The sequence below is a fragment of the Bradyrhizobium sp. Arg237L genome, assembly GCF_029990105.1.
GTDB lineage: Bacteria > Pseudomonadota > Alphaproteobacteria > Rhizobiales > Xanthobacteraceae > Bradyrhizobium.
In genome coordinates this window covers 19181-33882 of sequence record NZ_JAQMIL010000030.1, presented here as the reverse complement: position 1 = coordinate 33882, position 14702 = coordinate 19181, and the positions used below count along the sequence as shown (strand labels likewise).

Annotated in this window: 11 protein-coding genes; 2 read left to right on the top strand and 9 right to left on the bottom strand. The window is 63.3% G+C overall.

Annotation, left to right across the window (positions count from 1 at the left end; all coding sequences use genetic code 11):
• Positions 1–21: 21 nt before the first annotated feature.
• The 9 genes from OZ411_RS19650 to hpaR all read right to left on the bottom strand — a co-directional run bounded on the left by OZ411_RS19650 (position 22) and on the right by hpaR (position 12522).
• On the bottom strand, positions 22–3285 hold the full coding sequence (locus OZ411_RS19650; RefSeq protein WP_282529278.1) for a transglutaminase family protein: 3264 nt from the start codon (positions 3283–3285) through the stop codon (positions 22–24).
• A gap of 164 nt (positions 3286–3449) precedes the next feature.
• Positions 3450–4973 carry an altronate dehydratase family protein gene (locus OZ411_RS19645; RefSeq protein ID WP_282529277.1) on the bottom strand — a complete coding sequence of 508 codons (1524 nt, stop codon included), beginning with the start codon at positions 4971–4973 and terminating at the stop codon, positions 3450–3452.
• Positions 4974–5080: 107 nt separating this feature from the next.
• Entirely contained in the window at positions 5081–5860 is a 780-nt protein-coding gene (locus tag OZ411_RS19640) for an aldolase/citrate lyase family protein (RefSeq protein WP_282529276.1), read from the bottom strand.
• 131 nt (positions 5861–5991) lie between these two features.
• Positions 5992–7077 (bottom strand): malate/lactate/ureidoglycolate dehydrogenase, encoded by a 1086-nt coding sequence (locus tag OZ411_RS19635; RefSeq protein ID WP_282529275.1) that lies wholly within the window; start codon positions 7075–7077, stop codon positions 5992–5994.
• Between the two features lie 71 nt (positions 7078–7148).
• A complete protein-coding gene (locus OZ411_RS19630) occupies positions 7149–7877 on the bottom strand; it encodes an ABC transporter ATP-binding protein (RefSeq protein ID WP_282529274.1) in 729 nt (242 codons plus the stop codon).
• Entirely contained in the window at positions 7877–9655 is a 1779-nt protein-coding gene (locus tag OZ411_RS19625) for a branched-chain amino acid ABC transporter ATP-binding protein/permease (RefSeq protein WP_282529273.1), read from the bottom strand. Before OZ411_RS19625 ends, OZ411_RS19630 begins: the two co-directional genes overlap by 1 nt.
• Positions 9652–10527, bottom strand: coding sequence for a branched-chain amino acid ABC transporter permease (locus OZ411_RS19620; protein WP_282529272.1), 876 nt, complete (start codon positions 10525–10527; stop codon positions 9652–9654). The genes OZ411_RS19625 and OZ411_RS19620 overlap by 4 nt, the downstream gene beginning before the upstream one ends.
• Before the next feature lie 86 nt (positions 10528–10613).
• Positions 10614–11759, bottom strand: coding sequence for an ABC transporter substrate-binding protein (locus OZ411_RS19615; protein ID WP_282529271.1), 1146 nt, complete (start codon positions 11757–11759; stop codon positions 10614–10616).
• A 298-nt stretch (positions 11760–12057) separates the two neighbouring features.
• Positions 12058–12522 (bottom strand): homoprotocatechuate degradation operon regulator HpaR, encoded by a 465-nt coding sequence (gene hpaR / locus OZ411_RS19610; RefSeq protein WP_282529270.1) that lies wholly within the window; start codon positions 12520–12522, stop codon positions 12058–12060.
• A gap of 164 nt (positions 12523–12686) precedes the next feature.
• Between hpaR and OZ411_RS19605 the strand changes: the two genes are divergently transcribed.
• Together OZ411_RS19605 and hpaE are read left to right on the top strand one after the other, a co-directional pair.
• On the top strand, positions 12687–13085 hold the full coding sequence (locus tag OZ411_RS19605) for a 5-carboxymethyl-2-hydroxymuconate Delta-isomerase (RefSeq protein WP_282529269.1): 399 nt from the start codon (positions 12687–12689) through the stop codon (positions 13083–13085).
• Complete coding sequence (gene hpaE / locus OZ411_RS19600; protein WP_282529268.1) at positions 13078–14619, top strand: 5-carboxymethyl-2-hydroxymuconate semialdehyde dehydrogenase; 1542 nt, start codon at positions 13078–13080, stop codon at positions 14617–14619. Before OZ411_RS19605 ends, hpaE begins: the two co-directional genes overlap by 8 nt.
• The last annotated feature ends 83 nt before the right edge of the window (positions 14620–14702 follow it).

Here is a 14702-nt window from a genome sequence, read left to right as displayed (position 1 = left end):
CTTCCCGAAACGAGATGCGTATCAATGCAGGAGCGGCGTCCGCAAGTCGAGGGTCAGCGGGAATTCAATTGTGCGTTCTTCCGGCGGCGGCTCGATCCTGCCGGGGGTATGGCCGTGGTCCTGGAAGCGGGCCAGCCGCCGCGCCTCGGCCTCGTAGGAATTGACCGGCTTGGTCTCGTAGTTGCGGCCGCCGGGATGGGCGACATGGTAGACGCAGCCGCCGAGCGAGCGGCCGTTCCAGGTGTCGATCAGGTCAAAGGTCAGTGGCGCATGCACCGGGATGGTCGGATGCAGGCCGGAAGCCGGCTGCCAGGCCTTGAAGCGGACGCCCGCGACCGCCTCCCCCGAACGTCCGGTCCCCGTCATCGGCATCCGCCTGCCATTGCAGGTGATGACGTGGCGGCCCTCGACAAAGCTTGATGCCTTGACCTGGAGCCGCTCAACCGAAGAATCGACATAGCGGACCGTGCCGCCGGCAGATCCCTCCTCGCCCAGCACATGCCATGGCTCGAGCGCTTGCCGCAGTTCCAGCGCGACGCCGCCATGGTGGACATGGCCGAACATCGGGAAACGGAATTCGAGCTGCGCCGTGTACCACTCCGGCGAGAAATCGTAGCCGGACAGCCTGAGGTCGGCGAGCACGTCCAAAAAGTCTTCCCAGAGGAAATGCGGCAGCATGAAGCGGTCATGCAACGTCGTACCCCAGCGCACGAACTTGCCTTGCTGCGGCTCGCGCCAGAATTTTGCGATCAGCGCGCGGATCAGGAGCTGCTGCGCCAGCGACATCCTGGGATCGGGCGGCATTTCGAGCGCGCGGAATTCGACCAGGCCGAGCCGGCCGGTCGGGCCATCGGGCGAGTAGAGCTTGTCGATACAGATTTCGGCGCGATGGGTATTGCCGGTGATATCGACCAGGATGTGCCGGAACAGTCGGTCCGCCAGCCACAGCGGCGCTTCGACGCCCGCCGGCGGGACATGGGCGAGCGCGATCTCGAGCTCATAGAGCCCGTCATGGCGCGCTTCATCGATCCGCGGCGCCTGGCTGGTCGGGCCGATGAACATGCCGGAGAACAGATAGGACAGCGACGGATGCCGTTGCCAATACAGCACGAGGCTCTTCAACAGATCGGGACGGCGCAGGAACGGCGAATCCTGCGGATTGCTGCCGCCGACCACAACGTGGTTGCCGCCGCCGGTGCCGGTGTGGCGACCATCGATCAGGAACCGGTTGGCGCCGAGGCGCACTTTCGCGGCGTCCTCGTAGAGGCCGAAAGTGATATCGACCGCCTCGCGCCAGCTTTGCGCCGGCTGGATGTTGATCTCGATCACGCCGGGATCCGGCGTGACCTTGATGACCTCGATGCGGGGATCGAATGGTGGCGCATAGCCCTCGACATGCACAGGCATCTGCAAGTCTTCGGCCGTCGCCTCGATCGCCGCCACCAGTTCGAGATAGTCCTCGGCCTTCTCGACCGGCGGCATGAAGGCGCACAGGGTGCCGTCGCGGATTTCGATCGACATCGCCGTGCGCACCGGCGGCGGCTCCGGGAGGTCGTCGAGCAGGCGCTTCAATTCCTCATCGAAATCCGGCAAGCCGTCGCGCGGCGCCATCGGATCGGTCTCGATGATGTAGGGATAATCCTCCGGCGGGGTGTATTCGAGCGAGGAGATCGGCAGCCGCAGCCCGAGCGGGGAATCGCCCGGCGACAGGAACAGATGGCTGCGCCGGAGTTTCCAGTGTTCGCTGCGCCAGCGGGCGCGTACGCCGGCGAGCGGACTGAAGCGCTGGATCGGCAGCACATATCCTTTTGCTGTTGTCAGCCCCTGATCGAACACACGCGCCAGACGCGCGCGCTCTTCCGGATCGGATAGTTTCGAATTCGCTGGGCTGACGTTGGCGGGGAGCGCAGCTTCGCGCTGAAGCCAAAATGCCGGATCCTCGAAAGCCGGCATGACGTAATCGGCGGCATGCCCGAGTTTCTGCGCCATCGTTACGGCGAAGCGCTCGGCGTCTTTGATCTCGGCCTTGTACGGGTTTTCGATCTTGGCGATCAGATCGGCATTCTTCCAGATCGGCACGCGGTCCTTGCGCCAATAGAGGCCGAAGGCCCAGCGCGGTAGGCTTTCGCCCGGATACCATTTGCCCTGGCCGTAGTGCAGCAAGCCGCCCGGCGCGAAACGATCGCGCAGGCGGCGGATCAGGTCATCTGCGAGCGCACGCTTGGTCGGACCGACCGCGGCGATGTTCCATTCCGGCGCTTCGAGATCATCGACCGAGACGAAGGTCGGTTCGCCGCCCATGGTGAGCCGCACGTCTTCCGTCTTCAAATCGGCGTCGACCTGCTCGCCGAGCGCGTCGAGCCGCGCCCAGGATTCATCCGAGAACGGACGCGTGATCCGCGGCGCCTCGCGGATGCGCTTGACGCTCATCTCGAAGGCAAAATCGACATTGGCGAAGCCGGCAGTGCCGGAGATCGGCGCTGCCGAGCGGTAGTGCGGCGTGGCTGCAACGGGGATGTGCCCCTCGCCCGTCAGCATGCCCGAGGTGACGTCGAAGCCGATCCACCCCGCACCGGGCAAATAGACTTCGGCCCAGGCATGCAGGTCGGTGAAGTCGTTATCGACCTCGCGCGGGCCCTCGACCGGATCGATATCGGGACGAAGCTGGATCAGATAGCCGGAGACGAAGCGTGCGGCGAAACCGAGATGGCGCAGAATTTGGATCAACAGCCATGCCGAGTCACGGCAGGAGCCCGCGCCGGCGGCCAGCGTCTGCTCCGGCGTCTGCACGCCGGGCTCCATGCGGATGACGTAGCGGATTTTCTCGCGCAGCTTTGCGTTGAGGTCGACCAGGAAATTGACGGTGCCGTCTGCCTCGCGCGGAATCTCTTTCAGATAGTCGGCAAACAGCGGGCCCGGCTCGATGGTTGCGAGATAAGGCGCGAGCTCGTTCTTGAGATCGCTCGTGTATTGGAACGGATAGGAGGTGACGTAGGACTCGACGAAGAAATCAAACGGATTTATCACGGTCATCTGCGCCGTGATATCGACTTCGATCTTGAGCTCGGTCGCCTTCTCCGGAAACACCAGACGCGCCAGCCAGTTGCCCTGAGGGTCCTGCTGCCAGTTCACGAAATGATTGGCTGGCGTGACCTTGAGCGAATAGCTCAGGATCGGCGTGCGCGTATGCGGCGCCGGGCGCAGGCGAATGGTCTGGGGCCCGAGGTCGATCGGTCGGTCGTACTTGTAATGCGTAACGTGATGCAGTGCGACGAAGATCGACACGGATGGCGGACTCCAGCAGCTTTTTTGAGCAGAACACTGGTTCCGGCCGACGGCAAGCACTAACAACGGGCACGCCTGCCTAGCAGGCGGGCGAGTGGCGAATAGCGAGTGGCGAATAGAACGGAACGGCCCTATTCGCTACTCGCCACTCACCATTCGCCTTCTCACATCGTCGCGCCGAGCACCCACGGCGCGAACTCGGCGCCGCCAAAGTCAAAACTCTCGCTCTTGGTGGGCTGGCCGGATGCCGTCTTCAGCATGAGATCAAAAATGCGCTGGCCGCATTCCTGCACGCTCTCCTCGCCGTCGAGGATGGTGCCGCAATTGACGTCCATGTCGTCTTCCATGCGCTTGTACATGGGTGTGTTGGTGGCGAGCTTGATCGAGGGCGCGGGCTTGCAGCCGAACACGCTGCCGCGTCCCGTGGTGAAGCAGACCAGATTGGCGCCACCCGCGACCTGCCCGGTCGCCGCAACCGGATCGTAGCCGGGCGTGTCCATGAACACGAAGCCGCGCTTGGTCACCGGCTCGGCGTAGTGCAGCACGTCAACGAGATTGGTGCTGCCGGCCTTCGCCATCGCGCCAAGCGATTTCTCGAGGATCGTGGTGAGGCCGCCGGCCTTGTTGCCGGGGCTCGGATTGGCGTTCATCTCGGCGCCTTCGCGCTGCGTGTATTCTTCCCACCAGCGCATCAGGCCGACCAGCTTCTCGCCGACCTCGCGGCTGACGGCCCGGCGTGTCAGGAGATGTTCCGCGCCATAGGTCTCCGGGGTCTCGGACAAGATCACGGTGCCGCCGTGACGTACCAGCAGATCGCTGGCAGCGCCGAGCGCCGGGTTGGCGGAGACGCCGGAATAGCCGTCGGAGCCGCCGCATTGCAGCGCCACCGTGAGCTCGCTCGCCGCGACCTTCTCGCGCTTGACCTTGTTGGCGTCGGCGAGTGCTTCGCGCACGAAGGCGACGCCGGCTTCCACGGTCTTGCGGGTGCCGCCGACTTCCTGGATGTCCATCGCGCGCAGGCGTCCGGCGAGCTTCTGCTCCTGCATCAGGCCGCCGATCTGGTTCACTTCGCAGCCGAGGCCGAGCACGATCACCGCAGAGAAATTCGCGTGCCGCGCATAGCCGCCGAGCGTGCGGCGAAGCAGCGCCAATGGCTCGTCCTGCGTCATGCCGCAGCCGGTCTTGTGGGTCAGCGCGACGACGCCGTCGACATTCGGAAAATCGGCGAGCGGATTTTCGCCGGTGAACGGATTCTTCTTGAAGACGTCGGCGACGAGGCCCGCCACATGGGCGCTGCAATTCACGGAGGTGAGGATGCCGATATAGTTGCGCGTCGCGACGCGTCCGTCGGGACGGCGGATGCCGTCGAAGGTCGCCGGCAGATCGAAATTCGGCACCGGCTTGACGTCGACGCCATAGGCATAGTCCTTGGCGAAATCGCCCATGCCGCAATTCTGGGTGTGGACATGCTGGCCCGGCGCGATCGGCGCTGTGGCAAAGCCGATGATCTGGCCATAGCGCTTGATCGGCTCGCCCTCCGCGATCGGCTTGATCGCGACCTTGTGGCCGGCCGGAATGCGGTCAACCGTGGTGACGCCGTTGGCGACCTCAAGCCCCGGCGGCAGGCTGGCGCGCGCGATCAGCACGCTGTCATCGGGATGCAGGCGGATCACGGGTGCCGGGGCCATGGGGGTCTCCTTTGGGGCGAATGGCTGCGAGGGGCGAATAGCGAGTAGCGAATAGGATTGCTGCGCTCGCTATCCCTATTCGCCATTCCCTACTCGCTATTCGCTTCTCACGCTTTTCCGCCAGACTCTTTGCGGGTCTGGTTCACCTGCATTTTGGCGTAGGTCATCATTAAGCCGCTCTCGTTCGAGAGCGTGACGAGCTTGAAGCCCATGTTGATCGCACGGACCGCGCCTTCGGCGCCGCTGCAGTGGATGCCGGGGTTGAGGCCGCGCTTGCCGCATTCCTTGACGATCTTCTCGTAGATTTTGAGGATCTCCGGCTCGTCGCGATCGAGCTTCGGCACCAGGCCGTAGGAGAAGCCGAGGTCGGACGGACCGATATAGACGCCGTCGATGCCCTCGACGTCGAGGATCGCTTCCATGTTCTCGACCGCGGTCCTGGTTTCCATCATCGGCAACAGCACGATCTCATCATTGGCGGTCTGCTGATAGGTGCCGGCCGAGCCGTACATGCCAGAGCGGATCGGGCCGTTGGAGCGCGTGCCATTCGGCGGATACTTCGCATAAGAGACGAGGTTCTTGGCTTCCTCGGGCGTGTTGACCATCGGGCAGATCACGCCATAGGCGCCGCCGTCGAGCACCTTGCCGATGATGCCGGGCTCGTTCCAGGGCACGCGCACCATCGGCGTCACCGGGTGGCCGTTCATAGCCTGGAAGCATTGCACCATCGAGAGATAATCCTGCACGCCGTGCTGCATGTCGACGGTGACGCTGTCAAAACCGCACTGCGCGATCACTTCGGCCGAAAAGCCCGACGGGATCGCCAGCCACGCGTTCACCACGGCCTTGCCCGACGCCCAGATTTGCTTGACCTTGTTATTTGCCACTTTGCCGTCCTTCCCTTGTTCTCACCGTCATGGCCATGCCGTCATTGCGAGGAGCGATAGCGACGAAGCAATCCATACTTCGCTTGTGACGACATGGATTGCCTCACTCCGCTCGCGATGATGGGTGCTCGTTAGCCTGTTGCCCGCTGGATGCTGACTTCGCTGACGCCGACTTCGCGCGCGGTATTCACTATCGCCGCCCAGGTGTCGTCAGGCAAGGGGATGCCGTTCCTGGTGCGCTCGGCGCGGGTCTTTCTTTCGGGGTCGCCCGGAATCAGCACGTTATCGGTGCCGGCAATCGGCTTGGTCTCGCGGATGAAGTCAACATAGCGCGAGATTTCGCCGTCGAAGAAATTGGCGGAATCGACCACCTTGGGATCGATGTAGAAGGCCAGCATGCCGTTGGCGAACCGCCGGTCCGGCGCGGTCGCGCCCGTTCCGGTCAGCGCGCCGCCGAGCAGTTCGCAGATGAATGCGAGGCCAGAGCCCTTGTGCTCGCCGAACGCACGGATCGCGCCGGTGCCCTTGGTGTGATCGCGCGGCCCGTCCGGCGTGTATGGCCCATACAGCACGTGCGGATCTTCACTCAAGGTACCGTCGGAATCGACCAGCGCGCCAACAGGCAGTTTCTTGCCGCCGCGGCTTGCGACCAGCACCTTGCCTTCGGCGACGATCGAGGTGGCGAAATCGAGCACGATCGGGTCCTGGCCTTCGCGCGGAATGCCGACGCAATAGGGCGCAGTCGACAGCCGCTTCTCGACGCCGCCGAACGGCGCAACCAGGAGCGAACCCGCGGCATTGACGAAATGCACCGACACCAGCCCTTCGGCGGCGGCCATCTCCGCCCAATCGCCGACGCGGCCGATATGACCGGCGTTGCGCAGCGCAACCGCGGCAAGTCCTGCCTTCTTGCATTTTTCGATGCCGATCTTGACGGCGACCGGCGCGACCGTCTGCCCGTAACCGAATTTGCCGTCGACGACCGCCAGCGAAGGCGTATCGACCACGACCTCGGCGGTCTGGTTCGGAACCACAGAGCCCATCTTCTTCCAGCGGATATAGACGGGTACGCGGATCACGCCGTGGCTGTCGTGCCCGGTGAGATTGGCGGTCGTCAAATATGTTGCAATGCGACGGGCTTCTTCGGGCGAGGATTCGGCGTGGGAAAAGACTTCAGCGACAAAATTGATGAGATTATCGACCTTGATCGTCACCATGGATATGTCACTCGCTCCTTGGTTTGGAGCATGATCCATCCGGGAAACCGGCTCCTCGGGATCATGCTTCTTTAAGCGCTGGCCTTGGCGTGACCGCCGAGATAGGCCGCGGCGATGGCCTCATTGCCCCACAATTCGTCGGGCTTGCCGCCGAGCACGATCCGCCCCGTTTCCAGGACGAAGCCGTGATCGGCGACCGAAAGTCCCATGCGCGCATTTTGCTCAACAAGCAAGACCGTGGTGTCTTTCCTGATCTGCGAAATGATGCGGAACACCGCCTGCACGATGACGGGCGCCAGTCCCAACGAAGGCTCGTCCAGCAAGAGCAGCCGCGGCTTCGCCATCAATCCACGAGCGACGGCGACCATCTGCAACTGGCCACCGGACAGCGTCCAGCCCAGCGCATCGGCGAAGGCGCGAATGTCCGGGAACAGGTCGAACATCGCATCCGTCTCGCGCGAGATCTGCGCGGACGAAGCCTTCCGGTTCGACGCGCCGAGCATGATGTTTTCCTTGACCGTGAGGCCCGGGAACACCCGCCTGCCCTCCGGCACATGCGAGATGCCGAGCCGGACGATCGCTTCCGGCCCAAGGCCGGCGATCGACTCGCCGTCGAACAGGATTTCGCCGAACGTGGGCTTGGCGAGCCCCGAGATGGCGCGGAGCGTGGTGGACTTGCCGGCGCCGTTGGCGCCGAGCAAAGTCACCACCTGCCCCGCCTCGACGGCGATGGTGACGCCGCGCAGCGCCTCGATCTCGCCGTAGCGGACCACGAGATTGCGGATTTCGAGCAGCGGCATCATTCGCTCCCGAGATAGGCGGAGACGACATCGGGATGGCGCAGCACCGCCATGGATTCGCCGTCCGCGATGCGGCGACCGAAATTGAGCACGGTGATGTGCTGGGCGGCTTCGGAGACGAGCGTCATGTCGTGATCGATGATGAGGATGGTGAGGCCCTGCGCCGCGATGCGCTTGAGCAGTTCATGCAGTTCGAGCTTCTCGGTCGAATTCAATCCCGCGGCCGGCTCGTCCAGCAGCAACAGCGTCGGATTGGCGGCCAGCGCGCGCGCAATCTCGATCAGGCGCTGGTGGCCGTAGGAGAAACTCGAGATCAGCTCGTTGGCGCGGTGGCCGAGGCCGACGAAGGTCAACGCCTCCATCGCCCGCTCGGTCAGCGCGTCCTCGCCCTTCCCGATCATCGCGTTGCCGGGCCGCTCGGCACCGATCTCGACATTCTCGAGCGCCGTCATCGAACGGAACAGACGGATGTTCTGGAAGGTGCGGCCGAGTCCCGCGGCCGTGCGCTGATGCGGCGGCATGTGGGTGATGTCGGTGCCGTCGAGCACGATCTTGCCCGAGGTCGCCTCGTAGAGGCCGGAGAGCACGTTGAGCGTCGTGGTCTTGCCGGAGCCGTTCGGCCCGATCAGCGCGTGGACGCCGCCGCGCCTCACCGCGATGTCGACGCCATCGACGGCTTTGAGGCCGCCGAAATGCTTCGACAGGCTGGTCACCTCAAGCACGAACTCGCCGCCGACGGTCGCAGGCTTCAACTGCAGCGCAGCCGCCACAGGCGGCGCCTTGATGTGCGCGCGCCAGCGGCTGAAGGCATCGGCGACGAAGCCCCAGATGCCGTCTGGCATGAAGCGAATGATCAGGATCACGAACAGGCCGTAAATGGCCAGATAAAGCCCGGGCACGCTCTTGAGGAAACGCAGCCATTCCGGAATCAGGATCAGCAGCCCCGTGCCGATCGCCGAGCCGATCGGCGAAGCGACGCCGCCAAGCAACGACATCGTCAGGAACACGATCGATTCCGCGAACGAGAATTGATCGGGACTGACATAGGCGAAGCCGCCAGCAAACAGGCCGCCCGCCAGGCCGCCGAGCAGCGCACAGAGCGCGAAGGCGTAGATCTTGGTGCGGAACACGTCGATGCCGTTGACGCCGGCCGCGAGTTCGTTGTCGCGCACGGCCCGCATTGCGCGGCCGAGCTTGGTGTCGGAGAGATGCCAGACCAGATAGCCGACGATCGCGAGCATGGCGACGCAGAAGGCGAGATAGCTCTGCGACGTCTGGAACAGTTCGGGACGGCGGATATTGGAGACGCCGTCGGGGCCATGCGTCAGCCAGATCGCGTTGATCATGACAAGCGTAACGATCTGCTGGAACGAGATCGTCACCATCGCGAGGTAATGCCCGCCGAGCCGCAAGGTCGACATCCCCAGGAGCGCGCCGGCAAGCAGCGCGACCACGCAGCCACCGACAAGGCACAGCCAGAAGCTGAGATGCAGGTCGTTCGTTCCGAGGCCGACCGCATAGGCGCCGAGCCCGAAGAACGCCGCCTGCGCCAGATTGATCTGCCCGCACAGGCCGAGCACGACCGACAGGCCGAACACTGCAATCGAGAACGTCGTCGCTTGCAGCAGGATGTTGAGGATGTAGCCGTCGAACCGCAATCCTGCGGCAAGCGCCACCAGGATCGCCGCGCCGATGAAGTACGGCAGATGGCGGATCACAAGCGGTTTCGAGCGGACCGCGGGTGCCGGGATCGGCATGTTGTCGCTGGGTGCGCTCATGCTTTCTCCGCCACGCGTTCGCCGAAGATGCCCTGCGGCCGGAAGATCAGGAAAGCGACCAGGACCAGGAAGGCGAAGCCGTCCTTGTAGGGAACCGAGATGTAGGCCGCGCCAAAAGTCTCGATGACGCCGAGCGCGAGTCCGCCGATGATGGCGCCGGCGACGTCGCCGAAGCCGCCGATGATGGTGGCCGCGAATGCCTTCAGCGCGATCGTCGAGCCCATCTGGATCGAGACGAACAGCACCGGTGCGACCAGGATGCCGGCCAAGCCGCCGAGCACGGCGGAATAGATGAAGGTGATCATGATCATGGTCGAGACGGAAATGCCGAGCAGCGAGGCCATTTCCTTGTCCTGCGAGGTCGCCTGCAGCTTCTTGCCGAGCAGCGTCTTCTCGAAGAACCAATAGTTGAAGATCACGAGCGCGATCGTCACCGCGATGATCAGCAGATACTGGCTGTCGAGATAGACCGGGCCGAGCTGGATGCCGGGCGTCTCGAACCATCCCTGCAGCACCTGCGGCTGCGGGCCGTAGATCGCCAGCACCGAATTCGACAGCAGGATCGAGGCGCCGATGGTGGCGATGATGACCGGCAGGAACGTGCGGTGGCGCAGCGGATAATAGACGCCGAGATTGAAGATGACGCCGAGCAGCGCCATGCCGCCGAGCGCGATCAGGAATGACAGCCAGTAGGGCCAGCCGAGATCGACGGCGAACACCACCATCAGATAGGCCGCGACCATGGAGAATTCGCCTTGCGCGAAATTCACCACATTGGTGGCGCGGAAGATCAGCACGAAACCGAGCGCGACCAGCGCGTAGACGGCGCCGATGCCGATGCCGGTAAACAGCAGTTGAAGGACGAGATCCATGACAAGCTTCGGTTAGGAGGAGAGCTGAGGAATTCGCCGAAAGGTTTTCGGCCTCTGCGTGGAGAACGAAGAGGCCGAAAAAGTGGTCAATCGTTGAATTCAATGTGCTTGTCGAAGACAATATTGCCCTTCTCGTTTTTCACGATGTTGTAGCCGTGCAAACCATCGCCGTTCTGGTCGAAATTATACTCGCCTTCGGCGCCGGGGAATTTCTTGATCGACAGGATCGCCTCACGGATTTTTGCAGGGTCGGTCGAGCCGGCTTTGTTGATCGCCGCCGACAGCACGGTGACCGCGTCATAGGGCCAGGAGCTCTGGTTATCCGGCGCGACCTTGACCGCATCACGATAGAGCTTGCCGAACGCCTTGGAGGCTTCGCTGGAATCTTCCGCGTAGTCCGCGACACCATAGGTGTTGTACAGCGCAGGCCCGGCGAGTTTCAGCGCGGTGATATTGACGATCGAGGGCGAGCCGACCCAGGGAATGTTGACGCCGAGCTGGCGCAACTGCCGGGCAAAGATGCCGAGGTCGTTCTCGAAGGTGAAGTAGGAGCCAAGAATGTCTGCGCCGGATTGCTTGATCGCGAGCACGACCGGGGTGAAGTCCTGACTCTGGTTGGCATAACCCTGGTCGAGCACGGGCGCACAGCCGAGCTTTTCCAACGCAGCGGTCAGGGCCTTGCCGCCTGCGGTGCCGAACGCGTCGGTCGAATGCAGCACGGCCCATTTCTTCTTGCCGAGCGTGTTGACCCCATACTCGGCGATGACGCGCCCGGAATAGCTGTCATTCGGACGGAAGCGGAACAGCCACTGATTGCCCATGTGAGTGAGGTTCGGATCGGTTCCCCCGATCATCACGGGCTTGCCGAGCTTGAGCACGTCGGGCGCCATGGCGTGCACCTGGGTCGACCGGATCGAACCAAGGAAACCGACGATGTCGGATTGCGCAGCGAGCTTGGAGAATGCCAGCACGATGCCGGGATTGGTGGTCTGATCGTCTTCGATGATCAACTCGGCCTGCTTGCCGAGGATGCCGCCAGCCTTGTTGACGGCTTCGAGTGCAAGCTTCGCACCCTGGATGGCGTAGCGGCCGGATTCGGCGGCGGGACCGGTCACAGGCGCGCACATGCCGATCTTGATCGTGGCGCCCTGCGCTCTCGCGCTCGTGATGATGTGGGGGGCGGCAAGGCCGGCGACGACACCAGCCGCGAAATCGCGTCTCGTCAGTTTCATTGGTTTCTCCCTGAGGCCGGGCTTCTTCGTCGGCCCTTCTTGCTGTTGGCGATCCCCGACGGGGCGCGAACCGCATGCGTACTTACGGACTCTCCGTCTCGGAGTAAATTGATATTGCGGTGTTTTCGACTAACGATGGAGATGCATCGTTATCCGCGCGCATCAAGAAGGATTAATGCCGACGAGATCATGACTATTCCGGCAAATTCCGCGAACCTGCCAATTCCTTTGTGCTCAAACGATGTGCAGGAAAGGCGAGCTATGCATCCCAGCACATATCATCATGCAAATTTTGCATTTACTGATCGACCTCGGCCATTTCCTCTTCCGCGCCTGAAAAGCCGGCAAGGCTTTCTTCGAGCGCGCCCAGCATGGCCTGCAGTTCAGCAAGCTTGCGCGCGCCGTAACGTTTTGTAATGGCGGCGTAGATCGCTTCCGATGTCGGCGCGACCGCTTCGATCAGCTTCAATCCCTTCGGCGAGATCGACACCACGGCGCGCCGCAGGTCCGCCTCCGCCGAACGGCGCTCGATCAGCCCGCGCGCCTCGAGGTCACGCAGGATGCGCGACAGGCTCGGCCCGAGCAGGAAGGCGAGCCGCGCGAGATCGGTGACCTCGATCGCCTCCACCGACGTCAGCGCGCGCAGGATGCGCCATTGCTGCTCGGTCAGCCCGTGATAGCGCAGGGAGGGACGGAACTGCCGCATCACGGCCTCACGCGCGCGCAAGAGCGACATCGGCAACGAGCGGGAAAATTCACGCATCGGCCCACGCCGCCTCGTCTCTGCCGCCGCGCGCGGCCGCGAACCGTTCAATGATGATTTCTTCCGTGCCATCGCCAATCTTTTGCGGCGCAACAAAGCGCAAATCAATTTACGCCGATACACTTAACATGTTAATCATTCCAGCGCACCATGAGTGATCCGCCATGCCGCATTTCACCATCGAATATTCGGCCAACCTGGATTCCCACCTCGACATGGGCGAAGTCGTCGAACTCGTGCGCAAGGCGGCGGTCGAGACCGGCATCTTCCCGCTCGGCGGCATCCGCGTTCGCGCCATCAGATGCGAGCACTACGCGATCGCCGACGGACGAAACGTTTACGGCTTTCTCGACATGGTGCTGCGGCTCGGCGAAGGCCGCGATCTCGCAACCCGCAAGAAGGCGGGAGAAGATATCTTCAGGACGCTATCGACTTATCTCGACCCGGTATTCGCGAGCAGCAAATTCGCGCTGTCGTTCGACATGCAGATCAACGACAAGGAGACGAGCTGGAAGCGCAACAATATCCACGATGCGCTGAAGGTGGAGACTGTCCATGGATAAAGCGAGGCCGAAATCGGCCGAATTATTCCAGGCCAACCGCGACCGCGCCGCGCCGCTGCTGGCGAAGCTTAAGGCGGAGGGAATCGGCCACATGATCGACGGCAAGGTCGTGCCATCGATCTCCGGCCAGACATTTGAGACGAAGTCGCCGATCGACGGCGCCGTGCTGGCAACGGTGGCGCGCGGCAATGCCGAGGACATCGATCGCGCAGCGACCGCGGCCGCCCTCGCCTTCAAGTCGTGGCGCGAGATGTCGGCCTCGATGCGGCGCAAGCTGCTCAATCGCGTCGCCGATACGATCGAGGATCATGCCGACGATATCGCGGTGCTCGAATGCATCGACACCGGACAGGCCCATCGCTTCATGGCGAAAGCCGCGATCCGCGCGGCCGAGAATTTCCGCTTCTTCGCCGACAAATGCGCCGAGGCGCGAGACGGCCTCAACATGCCGAGCGAAGAGCACTGGAACATCTCCACGCGGGTGCCGATCGGTCCGGTCGGCGTGATCACGCCGTGGAACACGCCGTTCATGCTGTCGACCTGGAAGATCGCGCCCGCGCTCGCCGCCGGCTGCACGGTGGTGCACAAGCCCGCGGAATGGTCACCGGTGACGGCCGATCTCCTGGCAAAGCTGGCGAAGCAGGCGGGCGTGCCCGACGGCGTGCTCAACACCGTGCACGGTTTCGGCGAGGAGGCCGGCAAGGCGCTGACCGAGCATCCCGCGATCAAGGCGATCGGCTTTGTCGGCGAGAGCGCGACCGGGTCCGCGATCATGGCCCAGGGCGCGCCGACGCTGAAGCGCGTGCATTTCGAACTCGGCGGCAAGAATCCGGTGATCGTGTTCGAGGACGCCGATCTCGAGCGCGCGCTCGATGCCGTCGTGTTCATGATCTACTCGCTGAACGGCGAGCGCTGCACCTCCTCGAGCCGTCTCCTGGTGCAAGAGAGCATCGCGGAAAAATTCGTCGAGAAGCTCACCGCGCGGGTCAAGGCGCTGAAGGTCGGCCATCCCCTCGATCCCGCAACCGAGATCGGACCGCTTATCCATGAACGGCATCTGGCGAAGGTCTGCTCCTATTTCGACGTGGCGCGACGGGAAGGCGCGACGATCGCGGTTGGCGGCAAGCCGCATGACGGTCCCGGCGGCGGACATTATGTGCAGCCGACGCTCGTTACGGCTGCGCATTCCAAGATGCGGGTAGCACAGGAAGAGGTGTTCGGGCCGTTCCTCACCGTCATCCCGTTCGGCGACGAGACAGATGCGGTCGAAATCGCCAACGGCGTGCAGTATGGCCTCACCGGCTATGTCTGGACCGGTGACATGGGGCGTGCCCTGCGGGTAGCGGATGCGCTCGAAGCCGGCATGATCTGGCTCAATTCGGAAAATGTCCGGCACCTGCCGACGCCGTTCGGCGGCATGAAATCGTCAGGCATCGGCCGCGACGGCGGCGATTATTCGTTCGACTTCTACATGGAAACCAAGCACGTCTCGCTGGCACGCGGGACGCATAAGATACAGAAACTGGGAGTGTAGTACGCCGTCATTCCGGGGCGATGCGAAGCATCGAGCCCGGAATTTCGAGATTCCGGGTTCAGCCCTGCGGGCTGCCCCGGAAT